We start from the raw sequence: 20308 nt of genomic DNA, 5'->3' as shown, positions 1-20308 counted from the left end.
GGCTGCGGGCGGCTCGCTTAGGGCTGATCGGGCTTCGCCTCCGGCGATTCCGGCTTGAGGTGACGGTCGAAAAACTCCGCCATCATGGTGTGCCAGTGGGTCCGGGTGGCCTTGCCCCGCAGGCTGTGCTTCTTGCCCGGGTAGGTCATCAGATCGAACTGCTTGCCCTCGTCCTGCAGCACCTTGATAAGCCGGGTGGTGTTGGTGAACAGCACGTTGTCGTCCGCCATCCCGTGATAGATGAGCAGCGGCCGCCCCAACGCCTTGGCGTAGGGGAACACCGAGGCGGCCTCGTAGGCCTGGGGCACCTTATCCGGGTGGCCCATATAGCGCTCGGTGTAGTGGGTGTCGTAGAGCCGCCAGTCGGTGACCGGCGCCCCGGAGATCCCCGCCGCGAAGTGATCCCCCGCCTTGAACATCATCATCAGCGCCATATAGCCGCCGTAGCTGTGGCCAAACACACCAATGCGGGAGGCGTCCACAAAGGGCAGGCTGCCCAGGTGCTTCACCCCGGTGACCTGATCGGCCACCTCCGGATCCCCCATCTTCTGGTACAGGGCGTCCTCGAACGCCTTGCCCCGGTAGTTGGAGCCGCGGTTATCCAGGGTGAACACCACGTAGCCCTGCTGGGCCAGGTACTGGTGGAAAGGCTTGTCCCAGCTGTTGGTCACCAGCTGGGCGTGGGGGCCGCCGTAGAGGTAGACGATGGCCGGGTAGCGCTTGGCCGAGTCGAAGCCCGCCGGCTTGTACATGCGGTAGTAGAGGGTGTGACCCTCGGGGGCTCGCAGGCTGCCAAACTCCGGGTTGATCCAGTCGCTCAGGTAGGGGAACAGCGGGTGCCCCGGCTCCACCCGGTTCTGCTCCAGCCAGGTAAGTTGGTTGCCGCGGGCGTCGTGGAGGGAGACCTGGGTGGGGGTGCGGGGATCGCTGAAACGATCGATGTAGCCGCTGCCGTCCTTGGCGAAGGTGACGCTGTGCATGCCGGGGCGATCGGAGATCCGCCGAATTTCCCCCTCGCCGTCCAAACGCACCCGGTAGAGGTGGCGCTCCAGCGGCGTGTCCCGGCGCCCGGTGAAGTAGAGCAGCCCCTTGGCCTCGTCTATCGCCTCGAGCTTGTCCACCACCCAGGTGCCCCGGGTCAGCTGACGCACCAGCTTGCCCTTGAGATCGTACAGGTAGAGGTGCTTGAAGCCATCGCGCTCCGAGGCCCAGACAAAGTGCTGGCCGTCCTTCAAAAAGCGCAGGTCCTTATGCAGGTTGACCCAGGTCGGGCTGGTTTCACTCAGCAGGGTGCGGGTGTTGCCCTCGGCCAGGTCCACCAGGCGCAGCTCCAAGGTCTGCTGATCCCGAGATTGCCACTGGTAGCTGAGCCGCTCGGCGCTGGCCCAGCGCACCCGCGGCAGGTAGATGTCGCGGCTCTTGCCCAGGTTCAGCCACTGCACCTTGCCGTCCGCCAGGGTGATCACCCCCAGTTTGACGGTGACGTTGGGACGCCCGGCGGCCGGGTAGCGCTGCTGGATCATCTCGATGCGATCGGCGTAGATCTCCGAGCGGGTCACCTGGTCCACCGGCGACTCGTCCACCTGGATAAAGGCCAGACGCTGATCGTCCGGCGACCACCAGTAGCCGGTCATCCGGCCCATCTCCTCCTGGGCCACGAACTCCGCCATGCCGTTTTTGATGGGCCCGGCGCCATCCTGGGTCAGCTGGCGCTCCTCGCCACTGGCCAGGTCCACCAGGTAGAGGTTCTGATCCCGCACAAAGGAGACGTAGCCCCCCTTGGGCGACACCTTGATGTCGGTTTCGAAGGCCTCGGTCTGGGTCAACCGGCGGGCCTGCTTCTCGGCGAGATCGTAGTAGAAGACGTCCCCGGCCAGGGGGAAGAGCAGGGCCTGGCCATCGTCAGACCAGCTGTACTCCATGATGCCGCTGCCGTAGATCCGCTGGCGCTCGCGGCGGGCCTTCTCCTCGTCTGAGAGGCGCTCTTCGCCGGCGTGCAGGGTATCGGAGTCCACCAGCAGACGGTTGGCGCCGTCCTCGATGTGGTACTCCCAGAGGTCGTAGCGGTGGTAATCCGCCTCCCGTCCCTTGAGGTAGGTGACCCGACTGCCATCCGGCGAGTAGCTCAGCGCCCGGGGGGCGGTGCCGGAGAGTTTGGGATCGGAGAACAGGCGCTCGATGGTGAGCCGTTCCGCCTGCACCGAGGCGGAGGCCCCGGCCAGGGTGAGGGCCAACAGGGGGGCGATCATCTTCATGGTCTACAGCGTATCCTTGCCAAAGTTGGCGCCAGTTTAGCAAAGGGCCAACCCAATCAACATCTTTGCAACCCAGGCACCGCCCCCGGGGCGTGATCCCCCTCCAAGGCCGGCGGGCCAACCATGTTCAGCGACCGCCAAATGGGGAATACTCTGGGGACACCCACAACGAGAGCGGGCCATGAGCTTTAAATCCCTATTGGGCAAGGTATTGCGCGACGGCGTCCTGGAGAAGGGGCTGATCGACACGGTCAAACCGGCGCTGGCCGACGCCAAACCGGCGGTGGACGAGGCCCGGGAGGCGGCGGACCAGCTGCTGACCGAGGCCGGGGTGCTGAACGCCCCGGACCCGGCCACCGATCCCAAGGGGGCACTGGCCCACCAGCTCAATGCCCTGGTGGCCTGTCTGCTGCAGCGACCCAAGAGCCAGGCCTACTACCTGATGGGGGAGCTGGCCGCCCTGGTGCCCCAGGTACTGGCCGCCCACCCGCGGCTGGGCGGGCTGATGGGCCTGGCCCGCGCCCTGGGGGTCAACCTGGGCCGTCCCGGGGGCGGCCACGGGGAGGCGGCCGCCGGCCTCTCCACCCTGCTGGGGGGTGGGCGCATGGCCCGCACCCTGGCCAGCAGCGGTCAGGCGATGCTCAACGGTCGTGACGCCTACGAGGTGCACGCCAGCCAGGTGCGCCAATGGGCGGACCTGACGCCGCTGCAACAGGCGGTGGTGGAGCAGTGTGGCGTCCTCAACGCCCTGCTGGAAGCCCAGGAGGAGCCGGAGCAGACCGCCGAGCTCAACCAGGGGATCGACCAGCTCGAAGCCCAGCTGCGCCAGCAGGATGAAACCCTCTACCAGGGCCTGGACGCGGCCCACCAGGCCCAGCTCGATGCGCTGCTGCAGGCCGGACTCTGTCGCCAGCCGCACTAGCGCTTAAGGGTCGCTGCGCAGCGCCATCCGCTTGCCCAGCCAGACTCCCAGGGCCAGGGGGGCAAAGAACACCGCCAGCAGGAACAGGATGAAGTAGAGGATCAGCCCCTTGAGGGTCTTGGTCAGCTCCTTGAACACCACGGTCACCGTGTGCTCGGCGATGGTGTCCAGATCCCCCGCCGCCGCTTCACGCTGCTGGGCCAACATCTGGTTCAGCGCCTCACGCTCGTTACGCACCAACTGCGCCAGGGCCTGGCGCTCGGTGGCCAACTGGGCCAGCTTGACGTCGCCGATGTCGTTCAACCGCTCCAACAGCGGCATCAGCTCGGAGTTGAGCTCCTTGACCAGGTTGTGCATCAGCTGGGGGCTCTGGGCCATCAGCAGCTGGAAGCGGTGCGCGGTGGCGCTCATCTCCGCCAGGGTGCGCTGGATCTCATCCACATTGATGTCGGCGTGCAGGGCGTAGAGCTGGGACTTCCAGCTGAGGATCTTGGGGGTCTGCTCGGTGATCATCGCCATGCGATCGGAGATGTCGCTCATCACCTCGGGCACGGTGCCGAAGGTGGTCACCGCCTCGAACTCGCTGATCCCCCGCTCCGCCAGCCAGTCGTTAAAGGCGCTGGAGCGGGCAAAGGTGAGATCCTCGATGGGGTTATCTGCGGCGTGGCGGGCCACGAACGCCCGGTTGCGCTCAAAGTCGTCGCTGCGCTGGAAGCCCTTGGCGGTGCGCTCAAACTCCCGCGCCAGGCGCCGGCTGGCCTCCACCGCGAAGTGCTGATAATCGCCGAACAGTCCCTGCCCCGCCCCGGTGTCGAAGAACTCGACCATCTGCACCGTCAGCACCCAGGTATCCAGCATGGCCGCCACCGGCGAGGCCTGGAAGATCGCCCGCTGCAGCGCCTGCTCGGCACCGATCTTCCACATCAAAGCGTGGCTTTCGATCAGGATATCGGGGGGACGCTCAGACAGCTGGGCCGCGGACAGCTCCAGGACGACGATGCGGTCGGCGGTGTGCTCCACCCGGCTGAAAAACGCGTGGGTGAAATCGCGGCTGAACACCCGCATATTGAGCTGCTCCTGGGGCAGCGGCTCGATGCCGCTTTCCAGGGTGATCTCCAACAGCGAACAGGCGACGCAACCGGCCGCCAGCAGCATCACCGTCAGTGTACGCCAAAGGGTTTTCATGGCCTGCCCTCACCACCGACACAACCTCGGGCCGGCCCTCAGTGGCCAACCCAATAGGAAGGTTATAGGTGATGGAGCGCCATTCGGGGATTATTGCAGCAAAGGATCGTCCTTGGGCAGCTTGCCGGCGATCCACTTGGCCAGGCGATGACGGATGTTGGCGCTGTTCTCCTGATCCTCCGGCAGGGGCGCCATCAGTTGCATGTGCACCAGCATGCGGTAGATGGCTTCGGCCTTGTCGTCCGCCGAGTCCGTGGGCTTAAAGGCGCTGAAGCCGGATTTCACCGCCAGGGCCTCGCCAATCTGCATCGCTTTGCGAAACAGCTCTTTCTCGTTTTTCAGCTTTTTCATTGTGCCGTCCTGACTGCGCTGAGCGTTGTCCACCACGTTAGCACGTTCTCCGCCAACCACCGATCGACACCTGCCGGTTTTCACGCCAATCAAAAATTTGCTAGTTTATTGAGGCATTTAACATGGAGAGTTAGCGATGCGTAATCTGTACCTTACCCTGGCACTGGTGAGCCTGGCCGGCTGTGGCGGCTCCAGCAGCGACGACGGCCCGGAGGACAACCGGCCGGACGGCTTCAACACCTTCGAAAGCGGCGCCGGGATCCACATCGGCGTCATCGGCGACGAAGACTATTCCGACACCACCTACTTCGGCCTGGGCATGTTTGCCCCGGACGGCACCATGGTCAGCTTCAGCCTCGATCAGAACAACGACGCCAATATCCGTTTCACCGACCACAAGGGCGCAGGCACCGACGGCTTCTTCGATGCCGAGGGCCGGGTGTACGACTGCCTGAACGCCGGGGCGTGCCAATGGCACAACAGCACCCTGAACGGCACCCTGAACTGGGATGTGCTGGCCTCCAATATGGAGTGGGCCAGCGAAGCAGAGCCGATGATGATGACCCGGGACGGTGAGGCCAGCTTTATGGTCTACCCCCTGTCGACCCTGGCCGGGGAGTTCAGCAACGGCTACATCACCCTGACCCTGGCCGAGTCCGGTGAACTGAGCGGCTGGGACATCGACGGCTGCAACTGGGCCGGCACCCTGGCCCCCTACGAGGATCTCAACCTCTTCGCCCTCAACCTCACCAGCAGCAATTGCGACTTCGCCGACCGCTTCGCCGGCCTGGCCTTTGTGATGGAGGACGACGAAGAGGGCCACATTCTCTGGGGCCTGACCAGCAGCGAGACCGCCTTCCTGCCCCTGGCCGTGTGGGATGGGGAAACCGCCAGTGCGGCGTCCTACGAGCGCCCCCAGGCCAACCGGGCCACCTTCGCCCTGCGCACCCTGGCCACTCAGGGGCCCATCCGCCGGTAAGGCCCTTGAATACGCGTCCCGGGCCCTGTCCCGGGGCGCTCTTTTTCGCTTCCCCCTTCATCCACATCCGAACAGAAACGACCCCTGTTCAGTGGTCTCCCGCCAGCACCTTGCCCTGCCCCCAAGCCTTCATTGAAGGGCCAAACCCTGTTCTGGTTCGTGCCTGTTTATTCGCCAGTGGCCAATGCGCTAGGTTAGGTGAGCGCTTTAACAAGGAGAGTGAGTGCCATGCAGAAGTTATTGATCGGTTTATCTGTTCTCGCCCTGGCCGGCTGTGGCGGTTCCAGCAGCTCGGACCCGGCGCCGAACCCGGACACCCCCACCTTTACCGCCGCCCAAAGCGGCATCTACCTGGGCACCGTAAGCGGCCCACAGGAGCTGGTCGGGCTGGCCCTGCTCTCCCCCGACGGGGACATTCGCTCGTTAAGCTCAGACCCCTACGACGGCTACACCGTGGCCTTTGGCGAGTTCGATGCCGAGGGCAAGAACGGCAGCTACAGTGCCGAGGGGCGGGTGTTCGGCTGCGACATCAACAGCTGCCTGTGGGAGAACACCAGCCTCAGCGGCCAGCTGCAAAACGGCCTGTTCAGCGGCACCCAGCGCTTTGCCGACAGCAGCGCCGAGTACAGCATCGAGATGCAGCGCGATCCGGACAGCAACCTGGAGTTTGACCTGAGCGCCCTGGGCGGCCGGTGGAGCGACGGCTACACCGAACTGGAGCTGGCCAGCGACGGCAGTTTCAGCGGTCTGGACCTGGATGGCTGCGTGATGACCGGCCAGATCACGCCCCACGACGGGGTTAACCTGCTGAGCCTGACCTTCAGCCTGAGCCAGTGCGAATTCGACGGCCAGTTCGAGGGGTTGGGGTTCATGTTCGTCGACGGGGATGGCCACAACATCTGGGCCCTCACCTCCAGCGAGCTCTACGTCTTCCCCTTTATTGTCTGGGACGGCAAGGCCACCTCCGGCCAGGCTCCGCGGTTTGAGCTCAACCTGCGCACCCCCACCGGCGATGGCCTCAAAGGCCTGCAGGGGATGGGCAAGCAGCGCCGCTGAGCCGCTCACAAACAGACGCCCCGCCAATCGGCGGGGCGTTTTTGTTGCCTCAGTCGGTGGCGGCCACCACCGTCAGCCAGCGAGCCTTCTCCTGGGGCGGCAGGAAGCTGGCCTTAAAGCCATTGGCCGCCAGCTGGCGCACCTGGTCGCGGTTCAGCGCCAGAGCCTCAACGCAGGCGGTGAAGTTCTCCAAAAGGTAGCCACCGAAGTAGGCCGGATCGTCGGCATTCACCGTCACCAGCAGATCCTGGGCCAGCAGCCAGGCCAGGTTGTGGTCCTTGAGATCCTCCACCACCTTGAGCTTCAAGTTGGACAGCGGGCAGACGGTCAGGGGCACCTGCCGCCGGGCCAGCTCGGCCACCAGCTCCGGGTCCTCCTGGCAGCGCACCCCATGGTCGATGCGGGCCACCTGAAGCCGCTCCAGCGCCTCCCAGATGTAACTGGCCGGCCCCTCTTCCCCGGCGTGGGCCACCAGTTCAAACCCCTGGCGACGGGCCGCGGCAAACACCCGCTCAAACTTGCTGGGCGGGTGGCCCAGCTCCGAGCTGTCCAGGCCAATGCCGATGATCTTGTCCCGGTGGGGCTCGGCCTGGGCCAGGGTGTCGAAGGCGCTTTGCTCACTTAAATGGCGCAGGAAGCAGAGGATCAGGTAGCTGCTGATCCCCAGCTCACGGCGCCCCGCCTCCAGGGCAGCGTGGATCCCGTTGATCGCCGTCTCGAAGGGGATCCCCCGCTCGGTGTGGGTCTGGGGGTCGAAGAAGATCTCGGTGTGCACCACGTTCTGCTCGGCGCAGCGGCTCAGGTAGGCCCAGGTCAGGTCGAAAAAGTCCTGCTCGGTGCGCAGCACGTCCGCGCCCTGGTAGTAGAGATCGAGAAAGGATTGCAGGTTGTCAAAATCGTAGGCGGCCCTCAGGGCCTCGACGCTGTCGTAGGGCAATGTAATGCCGTTGCGCTGGGCCAGCTGGAACATCAGCTCCGGCTCCAGAGTGCCTTCGATGTGGAGGTGAAGCTCGGCTTTGGGAAGGGATTGAATGAGAGTCTGCATGCAACGCCACCTTGGAATTCTTATCGGCTGTTGCCTTTAGCAGTCTACCGCGAAAGCCCTTCAGGGCAAGGGACGGGGCAGAGATCGGATCTCCTCGCCAACGCCAGCTCAATGGGTTAGGGTGGCGTTCGAGGGGGAATAACAATGAAAAAACACCTGCCCGCGGTCCTCTTATCTTTGGCGGCCCTGCCCGCCCAGGCCTATCAGGCCAGCACCTGGTCACTGACCATCGACAACGATGGTGCGGTGGGCAGCGATCGCGACTACTCCAGCGGCCTGTTCCTGGGCTACCACACACCTCACTGGCGCACCGACGCCGCCCCCAACTGGATGGCCGGCCTGGCCGACTGGCTGCCCGGCAGCGACCGTCAGAGCCTGGCCGGTTCGTTGCGCCTGGGCCAGATGATGTGGACCCCGGAGCACATCGAGGAGCCCCTGCCCCGGGAGGGGGAGCGACCCTACGCCGGGCTGCTGTTTCTTGAGGGGGGACTGGCCCGCTACGCCGAGGACCGGGCCGACCGCTACCAGCTGCTGTTCGGCACTGTGGGACCCAGCGCCCTGGCCGAGGAGGGGCAGCGCTTTATCCACTTCCTGATCGGCTCCGACGAGCCCCTGGGCTGGGACTCGCAAATCGAGGATCAGCTGGTGCTCAACCTGGATTACCGGGGGGATCGCCGACTGGTGCAGAGCCCCGGCCAATGGGGCCGCACCCCGGAGATCAGCGCCGTGGGCCGCCTGCGGGCGGGCAACTTCCAGAGTGAGCTGGCCATGGGGGCGCTGTTTCGCTGGGGGGAGAACCTGGGGGGCAGCTTCGCCAGTGCCGGCTTCCAGCCGGGGCAGCTGGTGGATCCCGGCGCCCTGGGGGGCAGTGCCCAGGGGCAGTTTCTCTTTACCGGGGTGGAGGGGCGCTACCGCTTCTACGACCTGACCATCGAAGGGGACCGCCCCGCCGAGGTGCCGGACACCTCGGTGGAGCCACTGCAGGCCAGCGTGGTGCTGGGCTACGTCTTCTACCGCCCCAGTTGGGGGGTCAGCGTCACCTTCGAGGCCCACAGCCGGGCCTACCAGGAAGCCGACCAACCGGTGGACGGCTACGCCTCCGTCGGCCTGTTCTGGCGTTTGCCTTAGGGCGCGTTACAGCGCCCGCTCCCCTTTGCCAAAGCGGTACACCAGCTGGCCGCTGAGCAGATCGTCGTTGTTGTGGAAACGGCCGCTGTAGTAGTGGCGCCAGTCCAGCTGCACCGCCCAGTTGGGGCTCAGGCGGTAGTGCAGCCCCGCCCCACCGTTGACCTGGAAGGTCTTAAGATCCCGGTCCTGGTCCCGCAGCGCCTCGCCGATGCCCGCGGTCAGGTAGGGGCGCAGATCCGACTGGCTGTTGAAGTAGTACTGGCCATCCAGGCTGTAGTTTTCGTAGGTGAGGGTTTCGCCGCTGCGCTTGTCGGTCAACTCGGTGCGGGCGTAGCTTAAGCGAGCGGAGAAGCTGCGGGTGAAGTAAACCCCCAGACTGATGGTGGGGGTCCACTCGTCGGTGGCCTGCCAGTCGCCGTCCAGGGCCAGGTATCCGCCCCCGAGGGTCATCCCCACCATGCCGTAATCCACGGGATCATTGGCGTGGTGCACGCCACTGGCGCGACGATGCTGGCTGACCCCGGGGCTGGCCTCGCCGCCGCCGAAGGCGTAGCGCAGGTTGAGCTGCACCTGGGTGTCCACCCGGCCATCGCGCATCGGCATCTCCTGCATCCCCAGGTAGCCGGTGCCCGCCTTGATGACGTCCTTGCCGAACAGCCGGTTCACCCCGCGGCCGATGGAATCCACCGGGTCCAGGAAGAACAGCGCCGTGCTGCCCCACCCCTCGGAGCCCCAGACGGTGCCACCGCGCTCGATGATCTCCCGCTCCTTGTTGAAGGCCCACTCACCGTAGACCCAGCCCAGCACCGGGGTGACCACCAGATCCTGGATGGAGGGCACTTCGGCAAAGGCCTCGATGCCGTATTCCCAGTAGAAGGTGGACATCAGGAAGGAGTAGACGAAAGCGTCCCACTGGCGGTAACCGGACTTACGGGCCACCTGGTAGTAGACGCCGCCGAAATAGGGGTGACCGAGGTAGTTGATGTACCAGACGTCGCGGTCCCACACCGGGCCTTCGCGGACGTTGTCCCACCACTTCTCCAGCAAGCGGTCGTCGCTTTTGTCCCAGTTGGTGAAGTCGCTGGGCAGCAAAGCCAAGAATCCGGCGACGCCGACGCCGTACCAGGCCACCGACTTGGTTTGCGACCAGACCCGCTCGGCATCCTCGCCGTTTGGAGCGGAGAACAGCGACACCGCGTAGGGATTGTCGTAGACGCTGGCCTCGATGGCCTTGTCTTCCCAGCTGCTGTTGGTGATGGGGGGCCGGTAGATCTCCGACTCCTCCGCCAGCACTGGCGCGTTCAACAGCGCCGCCAATGCCACCGCCGTACCCCGCGGTGCACTGCCCATAACCTGACTCCCTGCCCGGGCGCCGCCGTCGGTCCTGACTGGCTAACGCACTGAAATATCTTAAAGTTAAGTGGAGTAGTATAGCTGTGACCCGGCTCAAACACAGCATCCGACATCGGCCATTTTGAGCCGGGCAGAGTCAGCCGGACGCCGTCCCGGTCGCCTTGAGCCCACAAAGCAGTCTTTTGGGAGGCACCATGCACACCGACAGTCAGCGCGAACGATTCATCGTCGAATGCCGGCGCCAGCTGCAGGCGCTGTTCGAGCGGGCCCGATGCGGCGACAGCGAGGAGCTCGACAAGGCCCGCACCCAGGGGTTCATCCGGGCCGGGGAGTTTATGGGGCTGATCGAGCGGGCGGAGAGCTTGCAGATGATGGAAGAGGCCCACTTCCAGGTGTTCGGCGAGTCCATTGCCGAGCGCCAGCGGCGCAAGGCGATCCTCAAGTCCGCCCGGGAGGGGGACTACTCGCTGTTCGACATCCCGCCCTCGGAGCGCTGACCCCCGCCCACGAGCCCAGCTGCTAGCCTTGGAAGGTCAGCAACCAATCGGGCTGGGCTTATGCGCTACGACAGCATTCTGGGCACCATCGGCAACACCCCGGCGGTGCGGATCAACAACATCGACACCCACGGCACCACGCTTTACGTCAAGATCGAGGCCTTCAATCCCATGGGCTCGGTCAAGGATCGCCTGGCGCTGGGGGTGATTGAGGACGCCGAGGCCCGGGGCGAGCTCCAGCCCGGCCAGACCGTGGTGGAGGCCACCAGCGGCAACACCGGCATCGGCCTGGCCATGGTCTGCGCCCAGAAGGGCTACCCCCTGGTGGTGACCATGGCGGAGAACTTCTCCGTCGAACGGCGCAAGCTGATGCGCTTCCTCGGCGCCAAGGTGGTGCTGACACCGGCCCACGAGAAGGGCTCCGGCATGGTGGCCAAGGCGGTGGAGCTGGCCGAGGCCCACGGTTGGTGGCAGTCCCGTCAATTTGAAAACCCCGCCAACGCTGCCATCCACGAGCGCACCACCGCGGTGGAGATCCTCAACGATTTTGCCGATCTGCCCCTGGATTACTGGGTCACCGGCTTCGGCACCGCCGGCACCCTCAATGGCGTCTCCCGGGTGTTGAAGGAGAAAAGCCCCCACACCCGGGTGATGGTGTGCGAACCGGACAACGCCCCCATCCTGGCCAGCGGCATCGGCCAGCCGGAGGCGGGCAGCCACCCCAGCTTCCGCCCCCACCTGATGCAGGGCTGGAGCCCGGATTTCATCCCCAAACTGGCCCAGCAGGTGCTCGACGGCGCCCGCATCGACGGCTACCTGCCCATCGACGGCAACAAGGCCCTGGAGTGCTGCGCCGAGCTGGCCCAGAAGGAGGGGATCTTCGTCGGGATCTCCGCCGGCGCCACCTTTGCCGGCGCCCTGGAGGTGGCCAAGCAGGCCCCGGACGGCAGCACCTTGCTGTGCATGCTGCCGGACACCGGTGAGCGCTATCTCACCACGCCGCTGTTTGTCGATGTGCCGGAGCAGATGACCGAGGAGGAGATGGCGATCTCCCGCTCCACCCCGGGTTACCGCTTCGACGTCAGCCACGCCCCGCCCCCGCCGGCGGACGACACCCCCCAGCCCCTGGACGAAGCCGCGGCCGCCGAGGTGGCCCAGCACCTGGCGGACACCAAGCAGCCGGTGGTGATGTTTGCCCTGGAGTGGTGCGAGTTCTGCTGGTCGGTGCGCAAGGTGTTCAAGCAGTACGGCATCGACTATCGCTCGGTGGACCTGGACTCGGTGGCCTACCAGGCGGACAACCGGGGCGGCAAGATTCGCGCCGTGCTCAAGGACAAGACCGGCTGGAACACCCTGCCGCAGATCTTCATCAAGGGGGAGTTCATCGGTGGCTGCACCGATCTGTTCGATCAGCTCAAGGACGGCTCCATGGCCGCCCGGCTCAAGGAGAACGCCATCCCCTACGATCAAAGCGTTACCGCCGATCCCTACCAGCAGCTGCCCAGCTGGCTGCACCCCCGCTAAGGCTGCAGGGCCCAGAACGAAGCAGGCCACCCGATGGGCGGCCTGTTGAGTCTCAGTCGATCATCACCATAGGGCGGTTAACGTCGCCCCACTGGACGTGGAACCGCTTGCCAGTGGGTACGTCATTGCGCTCGAAACCGTGGGCACCGAAGTAGTCTCTTTGGGCCTGCAGCAGGTTGGCGGGCAGGGTGGCCGTACGGTAGGAGTCGTAGTAAGCCAGGGCGGAGCTCAGGGCCCCGCAGGGTATCCCCATCACGGTGGCGTGGGCGATCGCCATGCGCCAATTGGCCTGGTGACGGTCGATCTTATGGGCAAAGACGGGGTCCACCAGCAGGTTGGGCAGTTGTTCGTTTCGCTTGTAGGCCTCGGCGATGGACTGCAGGAACACCGCGCGGATGATGCAGCCGGCACGCCAGATCTTGGCGATGCCGGCAAAGTCCAGCTGCCAACCGTGCTCTTTCGCCGCAGTGGCCATCAGCTGGAAGCCCTGGGCGTAGGCGCAGATCTTGGCGCAGTAAAGAGCATCATGCAGCAGATCCACCATTTGGATCTTGTCCGCCTCGCTGAGCTCCAAGGGTTTGGGCGCGGACAGCACCTCTGAGGCCGCCACCCGCTCCTCCTTCAGACCGGAGAGTGCGCGAGCATACACCGCCTGGGCAATGGTGGGGGCGGGGGCACCCAGCTCCAAACTCGACACGGCGGTCCACAAGCCGGTGCCCTTCTGGCCGGCCTTGTCCAGGATGACCTCCACCAGCGGTCGGTCGCTCAATCCGTCCCAGCTCTCCAGCACCTCGGCACTGATCTCCATCAGGTAGCTGTCCAGCACCCCGCGGTTCCAGCGGCGGAACACAGCGGAGATCTCCACCGGGGCCATGCCCAGACCCTGGCGCATCAGATGGTAGGCCTCGCAGATCAGCTGCATGTCGGCGTACTCGATGCCGTTGTGCACCATCTTGACGTAGTGGCCGGCGCCGTTGGGGCCGATGTAGATGGCGCAGGGCTCCCCCTCTTTGACCGGGTTGCCCGGCTCCTTGCGCTCGATGGGTTTGCCGGTGAGGGGATCCACCTTGGCGGCGATCGCCTGCCAGATGGACTCGATGCGGGTCCAGGCCTGGGGGTCGCCGGAGGGCATCAGGGAGGGGCCGAAGCGGGCCCCCTCTTCACCACCGGAGACTGCGGTGCTGAAGAACTGGAACTTGCCCCGGTAGGCCTGTTCACGGCGGACGGTGTCGGTCCACAGGCTGTTGCCGGTGTCCACCACGATGTCGTCGGCCTGGATCCCGGCGTCAATAAGCTGCTCACAGACGTTGTCCACCGGCGCGCCGGCGGGCACCGACAGGATGAGGATCCGGGGGGTGGGGAGCTTGGCCAGCACCTCGGCAAAGGCGGTGCAGCCGAACACCCGGGGCGCGGCGCCATCGGTTTCGGCCTGGTCCTGGGCTTGTGCGGCGGCCACCTTGGCCGGGTCCAGGTCAAAGGCGGCGATGCGGTAGCCGTTGTCCGCCAGGTTGAGGGTCAGGCTTTTGCCCATCACCCCCAGTCCGATAAACCCGATGTCGCACTGCGCCTGTTGCTGTTCCATCCGCCAAACTCCCTTGCCCCGGCAAAATTTTTGCCGCGGATTATACTCAAGTGGCTTTATTTTCCGAGAGCCGGATCACGATTGTTCGCAACGCCCCTGTAAAGGGGCGCCACACCAGTGAAAAGCTCCGGGTCCGCTCAAGATAGCAGGGAACTGTGCCCAGGGGCCCCCGGTGCCAGCAAGGGAGAGAGACCATGAAATCCATCCTGATCGCGATGACCAGCCTGGCATTGCTGTTCAGTGCCGCCGCCTCCGCCGACAGCGCCGAGGAGGCGATTGCGGAGTTCAAGAAGGCCGAAGCCACCCAGCCCTTCTTTGCCAACGCCTACGGCTACGCGATATTCCCCACCATCGGCAAGGGCGGTGTGGGGATCGGCGGGGCCTACGGCGAGGGCAAGGTGTTCAAGGGCGGCACCCACACCGGCAACAGCAAGATGGCCCAGGTCAGCTTCGGTTTGCAGCTCGGTGGCCAGGCCTACAGCCAGATCATCTTCTTCCAGAACGCCGACGCCTATAACGAGTTCACCAGTGGCGACTTCGAGTTTGGCGCCCAGGCCAGTGCCGTGGCCCTGACCGCCGGCGCCTCCGCCGGCGCCAACACCAAGGGCACCACCGCCGGGGCGGGCACCTCCCAGGCGGAGAACGAGTACAGCGGCGGCATGGCGGTGTTCACCATGGCCAAGGGCGGCCTGATGTACGAAGCCAGCCTCAGCGGCCAGGGCTTCAGTTTCGACCCGGTCGAGTAAGTCCTACTCCGGCGCGCCCGTCGGTCGGCGGGCGTAGCTGGGGATCCCCTCCAGCGCGACTTTGCTGCGCACGAACACCCCGTTACCCCGCGCCACCTCCTTGCCGTCGTTGTAGGCCACCGCCTCGCAGATGAACTGGCTGCGGTTCTGGTTCACCACCCGCCCCACCGCGCTCAGGCGTCCCTGGGAGATGGGTCGGGTCAGGTAGGTGGTGAATGCGGTGGTCAACACAAACACCTCGCGCTCGCGGCTGTTGGCGGCGAAGAAACAGACGTCGTCCAGCATCTTGAAATAGACCGAGCCGTGCACCGCACCGGCGGCGTGGAAATACTTGGGCGCCAGCTCAATGCTGATCTCGGCCTCCCCGTCGGCCACCTGGATGCTGGGCCGGTAGTAGTCGTTGATGGGGGCCGACAGGTACATCTGCTCGAGACGGCGGTGGTGCTCCTCCATAGTCATTGCGGCGACTCCGGTTTGAGGATCTGACAGGTGGCGGTGGCCAAAGCATAGATCTTGCCCTCGGCGTCCTTGAGGCTGCCCTCGGCGACGGCCAGGGAGCGGGTTTGGCTCAGCACCTGGCCCTGGGCCAACAGGGGCGTGCCCCGAGGCACCGGGCGCACCATCTTGACCGTCAAATCCGTGGTGCAGTACCCCACCCCGGCGGGCAACTGGCTGTGGACGGCGCAGCCGGTCACCGAGTCCAGCACCGTGGCGGAAAAGCCGCCGTGCACCCCACCGAGCGGGTTGAGATGACGCTCATCCGCCTGGACCTCAAACACCACCCGGCCCAACACCGCTTCCCGGGCCCGCATGGGCACCGTTTCGGCCATGCTGGGGTAGGGCAAGGTGCCCGCCACCATCCTCTGCATCACCTCCAACCCCGTCAGTTGCATGAGCGACATCCTGCGATCTCCTTTTCCGTCTTGGCCTAGTGGTCCGAACCTGTAATCAAACACCCGCTTGAACGTTACCACAAGGTTGCAGCAAAAAACTCTTTACCGCTGCCAGGGCCGCTGTGACGGGCCAACAGCAAAACCCCCAGGAACGGGAGGGGGTTAACAGTTCTGATACAGCGTTCGGGGGAAGATGGAACCCAACGACAGTTGATGGACTCCATGAGGCGGAACCCGAATTCCCCCTCGTTGGCCTTAGGAGAATGCATGGCCCGTTATCTCACTTCGATGCTCTTTGGCATCCTTACCCTGTTCAGCACCCTGGTCCAGGCGGCCAACCCCGCCGTGGAGCCGGTCTGGCACCAGCAGGATGCCCAGGGTAACCCCCAGGTCACCCTATACTTTTTCTGGTCGGAAACCTGCCCCCACTGCGCGGAAGCCCATCCCTTTGTGGACGCCCTGGCGGAGCACTACCCCTGGATCCAGCTGGAGTCCCACAAGATCTCAGACTCGGACACCATGCCGCTGATGCAAAAGGTGGCGGCCCAGACCGGCGTGCCGGCCAACTCGGTGCCCTACCTGGCCAACTGCGGCCAGGCCACCGTCGGCTACAACGGCCACGACGTCACCGGCCAGTTCCTGCTCAGCCGCCTCAAGGCGTGCTACCAGGAGTTGGGGGGCACTCCGGCGGCCGAAGATCCGGCCGCCATCACCGCCTTTATCGGCGAAGCCCACAGCGGCGGCGGCCTGTTCGCCACCTGCGGTGACGGCTCCGAAGGCAGCGGCACCTGCGGCATGGAGTCCGCCAGCACCCAGGTGCAGCCGGTGGACCTGCCCTTTGTCGGCCTGGTGGCCCCGGAGCGGCTCTCCCTGCCCCTGCTGACCGTGGTGCTCGGCGGGGTGGACGCCTTCAACCCCTGCGCCTTCTTCGTGTTGCTGTTCCTGCTCTCCATCATGGTCAACGCCAAGAGCCGCGCCCGGATGCTGATCGTCGGCGGGATCTTCGTCTTCTTCTCCGGCTTCATCTACTTCCTCTTTATGACCGCCTGGCTCAACATCTTCACCCTGCTCGGCGGCGGGGACGGTGGCTGGATCATGGTGGTGGCCGGGTTAATGGCGCTCACCGCCGGCGGCATCAACATCAAGGAGTACGTCACCACCAAGGGGGAGGTGTCGTTGTCGATGTCGGCGGAGAACCGCACCTCGCTCATCAAGCGGATGGGCGCGCTCACCAAGGCCAGCAGCATGACCACCATGGTGATCGGCACCGTGGTGCTCTCCATCCTGGCCAACGCCTACGAGCTGCTGTGCACCGCCGGTTTCCCGATGATCTACACCAGCGTGCTGAGCATGCACGACCTGACCACCAGTGAGCGCTACTTCTACCTGGTGATGTACAACGTGGTCTACGTGATCCCGCTGGCGCTGATCGTGCTGGTGTTCGCCCTGACCATGGGCAAGCGCAAGCTCACCGAGAAGGAGGGCCAGACCCTCAAGCTGATGTCCGGCATCATGATGATGGGCATGGGCGGCTTGCTGGTGGTGGATCCCACCTCGCTGCAAAACCCCGTCCTGGCCATCGGCCTTATCGTCGCCTCCATCATTGCCACCGCGGTGATCGCCCTGACCCGCAAGGCCCTGGAGCGAAGGCGCGCCACCGACTCCTAGGTCGGAAACCCGCCATCAAAACGGCCCCAATGGGGGCCGTTTTTTTGTGCCCGAAAGGGGCCGAATCGTCACAAAAATTCTTCGCCCCCCACCGCAAAATTGCTCGCTTTACCCGAACCGGGTTTGACCCCATAGTGCCGCCGAAACTGCCCCGGCGGGCCCCGCCGAGTGCCCTACCCCTTTGCGTTTTTAAGCTGGAGCCTGCGGTGTCCGACGTCACTGTGATCCGTTCCGGCAACGGCCTGATGGTGCCCGTTGCCGGCCTGACCCTGTTTGCGGTGGCCTCGGGCTACCTGATGAGCCTGTTGCCCCTGGCCCTGCCCCACTTCCAGCTGTCCCCCACCCTGGCCCCCTACCTGGCCAGCGCCTTCTACGCCGGCATGCTGCTCGGTGCCCTGGGCAGCGCCCGCCTGGTGGGTCGGCTGGGCCATCGCCACGCCTTTGTGTTCTTCCTGCTGGTGCTGCTGGGCTCGGTGCTGGGGCTGCTGGCCCTGCCCCTGGCGCCGGCCTGGCTGGGACTGCGGCTGCTGGCGGGAATGGCCAGCGCCGGGGTCTACGTGGTGGTGGAGTCCTGGCTGCTGCTGGTGGACGACGACCGCCAGCGCGCCCGGCGGCTGGGGCTCTACATGGCCTCCCTCTACGGCGGCTCCGCCCTGGGGCAGCTGGGGATCGGTCAGCTGGGCACCCAGGGGGCGCTGCCCTTTGCCGCCATCCTGACCCTGCTGGCTTTGGCGATACTGCCCCCGATGCTGGTGCGCCGGGGCGCCCCGGCCATCGCCGTGCACCACACCCTGCCCATGGGGGCGCTGCGCACCATCAGCCGCCCGGCGGTGATCGGCTGCCTGGTCTCCGGGCTGGTGTTGGGCCCCCTGTACGGCCTGATGCCGCTCTACATCCACGGCCAGCCGGCCCTCAGTGACCACACCGGTCAGCTGATGGCGCTGGTGATCCTCGGGGGCATGCTGGTGCAGCCGGTGACCGGCTACCTGTCGCCGCGGATGAGCAAGACCCTGCTGATGGCGGCGCTGTGTGGGGTCGGTACCCTGGCCGTGGCCGGCATGCTGCTGGCCACCACCCTGGCGGCGGAAGCGGCCTGCTACCTGCTGCTGGGGGCCTGCGCCTTTGCCCTCTACCCGGTGGCGATCACCCAGGCCTGCCAAGGCCAGGAGAGCGGCAGCATCGTCGCCATCACCGAGCTGATGCTGCTGTGCTACGGCATCGGCTCAGTCACCGGCCCCCTGGTGGCCGGTCAGATGGTGCCGCTCAAAGAGGGGCTGCCGCTCTACCTGGGCACGGCCCTGGCGGCCACCTGCATCTACATGCTGATCCTGGCAGCCCGGAACGCTGCCACGGCGGGGGTCCGCCTGGATCCCCCCTCCGGGGAGTAAAAAAAGACCGCCCCGAAGGGCGGTGAAGTGAGACAAGGAAGGACACCCAAGGAGCATGGCAAAGCCCCGGTCGGCGCACCCGAGCCGCTGAGCCGACCGGGTGCGCCGGCCCCCTACTCCGCCCGCGGCCCGCCCCCCATCGCCCTGTGGGGGTGCCGCCTCCCTGAGCCAATCGAGGCGCCAAGGCGCCCCACCCCGCCGGCTCTGCGCCACGCATTCTCCTGCCACAGCCGGCACCCCCACACAAGCACCAAAGAATAAGTGACTGCTTTATAAGATCTTTTTATGTTAACAAAAGGTTTGGGTTCGGGTTTTTCAGCGCTTTCCCCGATTTTGTTGATGTTGATCAAAGGTTGAATGGCGCTCAGTTGATCTAGCGCACATCGGCACAGCATTAGCCTCCACTAAAGTTCGGTTACCAGCACTCAGTCATTGAAGGAACGGGAGAAACGGACCGCCCTCCCACATCGACTCTTGGGACGGCAACGGATCTCTTCGCCGGGAGAACTGCCATGACCGAACGCATCACCCTGGCCCACGGCAGTGGCGGCCAGGCCATGCAACGCCTGATCCGGGAACTCTTCCTGGCTCAGTTCGACAGCGCCGAACTGGCCCTGATGGAAGACCAGGCCCAACTGCCCCTGGCACCCATGACCGCCCAGGGGGATCGCCTCGCCTTTGCCACCGACTCCTTTGTGGTGGACCCCATTGAATTCCCCGGTGGCGACATCGGCAAACTGGCGGTGTGCGGCACCGTCAATGACCTGGCCGTCGGTGGCGCCCTGCCCCACAGCCTGAGCGTCGGCTTTATCCTCGAAGAGGGCCTGCCCCTGGAACAGCTGGAACGCCTGGTGCGCTCCATGGCCGACACCGCCCGCGCCGCCGGCGTGCGCATCGTCACCGGCGACACCAAGGTGGTGCATAAGGGCAGCTGCGACAAGATCTTCATCAATACCGCCGGGGTCGGGGTGATCCCTGCAGAGCGTCAACTGGGCGCCCGCCAGGTGCGTCCCGGGGACAAGATTCTGGTTAACGGCACCTTAGGCGATCACGGTGCCGCCATCCTTCAGGCCCGGGGCGAACTGGCCCTGTCCGGTACCCTGGAAAGCGATTGCCAACCCCTCAACAGCCTTATTGAATCCATGCTGGCCGCGGGCCCCATCCACGCCATGCGAGACGCCACCCGAGGGGGCGTCGCCGCGGTCTGCAACGAAATTGCCGAGGTGGCCAACGCCCGGCTCCAGCTCAAGGAAACCGCCCTGCCCATCCACCCCGAAGTCCGGGGGATCTCCGAGATCCTCGGCCTCGATCCGTTGCTGATGGCCAATGAGGGCAAGTTGGTGGCCTTTGTCCCCGCCGAGCACGCCGACGCGGTGCTCACGGCGATGCGGGCCCACCCCAGCGGCCAGGAGGCCGCCATCATCGGCGACGTGAGCGCCGCGGATTCCCCACAGGTTTTGGTTGAGGGGCTATACGGCACCTGCCGGCAACTGTTGATGCCGGTGGGAGAGCAGTTACCCCGTATTTGCTAGTTCGAAGGAGAAAATGATGAAAGCAAGGTTTGCACTGTTGGCCGCTCTGGCCCCCTCGATGGCTTACGCCCATCCCGGGCATGGCGGTTTGGGGCTGTTCCATCACGCCATGGATGTAGTGTTGGTGGCGGTGGTTGTGGCGGCTGCCGTCGCTGGCTGGCAGCTGTACAAGCGGCGCTAAGCCCTGGCCGTGCCAAGGAAGCA

19 protein-coding genes are annotated in these 20308 nt (G+C 65.4%); 11 read left to right on the top strand and 8 right to left on the bottom strand.

The annotated features are described in order from the left end of the window. Positions 1 to 17 precede the first annotated feature (17 nt). Positions 18 to 2255 (bottom strand): S9 family peptidase, encoded by a 2238-nt coding sequence (locus tag KUV81_RS09930; RefSeq protein WP_222543710.1) that lies wholly within the window; start codon positions 2253 to 2255, stop codon positions 18 to 20. Positions 2256 to 2436: 181 nt separating this feature from the next. Here KUV81_RS09930 and KUV81_RS09925 point away from each other — a divergent pair, with 181 nt between their 5' ends. Continuing rightward, positions 2437 to 3177 carry a hypothetical protein gene (locus KUV81_RS09925; RefSeq protein ID WP_222543709.1) on the top strand — a complete coding sequence of 247 codons (741 nt, stop codon included), beginning with the start codon at positions 2437 to 2439 and terminating at the stop codon, positions 3175 to 3177. 3 nt (positions 3178 to 3180) lie between these two features. Here the strand turns inward: KUV81_RS09925 and KUV81_RS09920 are convergent, their stop codons facing one another. Beyond that, positions 3181 to 4362, bottom strand: a complete 1182-nt coding sequence (locus KUV81_RS09920) for a chemotaxis protein (protein WP_222543708.1) — start codon at positions 4360 to 4362, stop codon at positions 3181 to 3183. Positions 4363 to 4452: 90 nt separating this feature from the next. Beyond that, entirely contained in the window at positions 4453 to 4713 is a 261-nt protein-coding gene (locus KUV81_RS09915) for a DUF5062 family protein (protein WP_222543707.1), read from the bottom strand. Positions 4714 to 4849: 136 nt separating this feature from the next. Between KUV81_RS09915 and KUV81_RS09910 the strand changes: the two genes are divergently transcribed. Next, on the top strand, positions 4850 to 5692 hold the full coding sequence (locus KUV81_RS09910; protein WP_222543706.1) for a hypothetical protein: 843 nt from the start codon (positions 4850 to 4852) through the stop codon (positions 5690 to 5692). A gap of 228 nt (positions 5693 to 5920) precedes the next feature. Continuing rightward, complete coding sequence (locus KUV81_RS09905; protein ID WP_222543705.1) at positions 5921 to 6748, top strand: hypothetical protein; 828 nt, start codon at positions 5921 to 5923, stop codon at positions 6746 to 6748. Between the two features lie 49 nt (positions 6749 to 6797). On the opposite strand, the gene KUV81_RS09900 is transcribed toward KUV81_RS09905, so the two are convergent. Then, positions 6798 to 7793, bottom strand: coding sequence for an adenosine deaminase (locus KUV81_RS09900; RefSeq protein WP_222543704.1), 996 nt, complete (start codon positions 7791 to 7793; stop codon positions 6798 to 6800). Positions 7794 to 7937: 144 nt separating this feature from the next. On the opposite strand from KUV81_RS09900, the gene KUV81_RS09895 reads away from it, so the two are divergent. Next, positions 7938 to 8921 (top strand): lipid A deacylase LpxR family protein, encoded by a 984-nt coding sequence (locus tag KUV81_RS09895; RefSeq protein ID WP_222543703.1) that lies wholly within the window; start codon positions 7938 to 7940, stop codon positions 8919 to 8921. Between the two features lie 6 nt (positions 8922 to 8927). Here KUV81_RS09895 and KUV81_RS09890 read toward each other — a convergent pair whose 3' ends face one another. Continuing rightward, positions 8928 to 10271, bottom strand: coding sequence for a DUF3943 domain-containing protein (locus tag KUV81_RS09890; protein ID WP_222543702.1), 1344 nt, complete (start codon positions 10269 to 10271; stop codon positions 8928 to 8930). Between the two features lie 197 nt (positions 10272 to 10468). Between KUV81_RS09890 and KUV81_RS09885 the strand changes: the two genes are divergently transcribed. Together KUV81_RS09885 and KUV81_RS09880 are read left to right on the top strand one after the other, a co-directional pair. Then, positions 10469 to 10771 (top strand): hypothetical protein, encoded by a 303-nt coding sequence (locus KUV81_RS09885; RefSeq protein ID WP_222543701.1) that lies wholly within the window; start codon positions 10469 to 10471, stop codon positions 10769 to 10771. Positions 10772 to 10831: 60 nt separating this feature from the next. Continuing rightward, positions 10832 to 12295, top strand: coding sequence for a pyridoxal-phosphate dependent enzyme (locus KUV81_RS09880; protein ID WP_222543700.1), 1464 nt, complete (start codon positions 10832 to 10834; stop codon positions 12293 to 12295). Between the two features lie 52 nt (positions 12296 to 12347). Here KUV81_RS09880 and gndA read toward each other — a convergent pair whose 3' ends face one another. After that, a complete protein-coding gene (gene gndA / locus KUV81_RS09875) occupies positions 12348 to 13877 on the bottom strand; it encodes an NADP-dependent phosphogluconate dehydrogenase (protein WP_222543699.1) in 1530 nt (509 codons plus the stop codon). Between the two features lie 194 nt (positions 13878 to 14071). On the opposite strand from gndA, the gene KUV81_RS09870 reads away from it, so the two are divergent. Then, positions 14072 to 14623 carry a YSC84-related protein gene (locus KUV81_RS09870; RefSeq protein WP_222543698.1) on the top strand — a complete coding sequence of 184 codons (552 nt, stop codon included), beginning with the start codon at positions 14072 to 14074 and terminating at the stop codon, positions 14621 to 14623. 3 nt (positions 14624 to 14626) lie between these two features. Here the strand turns inward: KUV81_RS09870 and KUV81_RS09865 are convergent, their stop codons facing one another. Both KUV81_RS09865 and KUV81_RS09860 read right to left on the bottom strand, forming a co-directional pair. Next, a complete protein-coding gene (locus tag KUV81_RS09865) occupies positions 14627 to 15082 on the bottom strand; it encodes a PaaI family thioesterase (protein ID WP_222543697.1) in 456 nt (151 codons plus the stop codon). After that, a complete protein-coding gene (locus KUV81_RS09860) occupies positions 15079 to 15525 on the bottom strand; it encodes a PaaI family thioesterase (RefSeq protein ID WP_222543696.1) in 447 nt (148 codons plus the stop codon). Before KUV81_RS09860 ends, KUV81_RS09865 begins: the two co-directional genes overlap by 4 nt. 258 nt (positions 15526 to 15783) lie before the next feature. On the opposite strand from KUV81_RS09860, the gene KUV81_RS09855 reads away from it, so the two are divergent. From KUV81_RS09855 to KUV81_RS09840, 4 genes are all read left to right on the top strand, one after another. Further along, positions 15784 to 17184, top strand: a complete 1401-nt coding sequence (locus KUV81_RS09855; protein WP_222543695.1) for a TlpA family protein disulfide reductase — start codon at positions 15784 to 15786, stop codon at positions 17182 to 17184. A 206-nt stretch (positions 17185 to 17390) separates the two neighbouring features. After that, on the top strand, positions 17391 to 18572 hold the full coding sequence (locus KUV81_RS09850) for an MFS transporter (RefSeq protein ID WP_315900068.1): 1182 nt from the start codon (positions 17391 to 17393) through the stop codon (positions 18570 to 18572). A gap of 512 nt (positions 18573 to 19084) precedes the next feature. Then, positions 19085 to 20104, top strand: a complete 1020-nt coding sequence (gene hypE, locus KUV81_RS09845; RefSeq protein WP_222543694.1) for a hydrogenase expression/formation protein HypE — start codon at positions 19085 to 19087, stop codon at positions 20102 to 20104. 16 nt (positions 20105 to 20120) lie between these two features. Continuing rightward, positions 20121 to 20285 (top strand): hypothetical protein, encoded by a 165-nt coding sequence (locus KUV81_RS09840; RefSeq protein WP_222543693.1) that lies wholly within the window; start codon positions 20121 to 20123, stop codon positions 20283 to 20285. Positions 20286 to 20308 lie beyond the last annotated feature (23 nt).

Source organism: Ferrimonas balearica, from assembly GCF_019802085.1.
Classification (GTDB): domain Bacteria; phylum Pseudomonadota; class Gammaproteobacteria; order Enterobacterales; family Shewanellaceae; genus Ferrimonas; species Ferrimonas balearica_B.
Note: the sequence above shows the minus strand (reverse complement) of the source record. Positions and strands in the feature narration are given on the sequence as shown.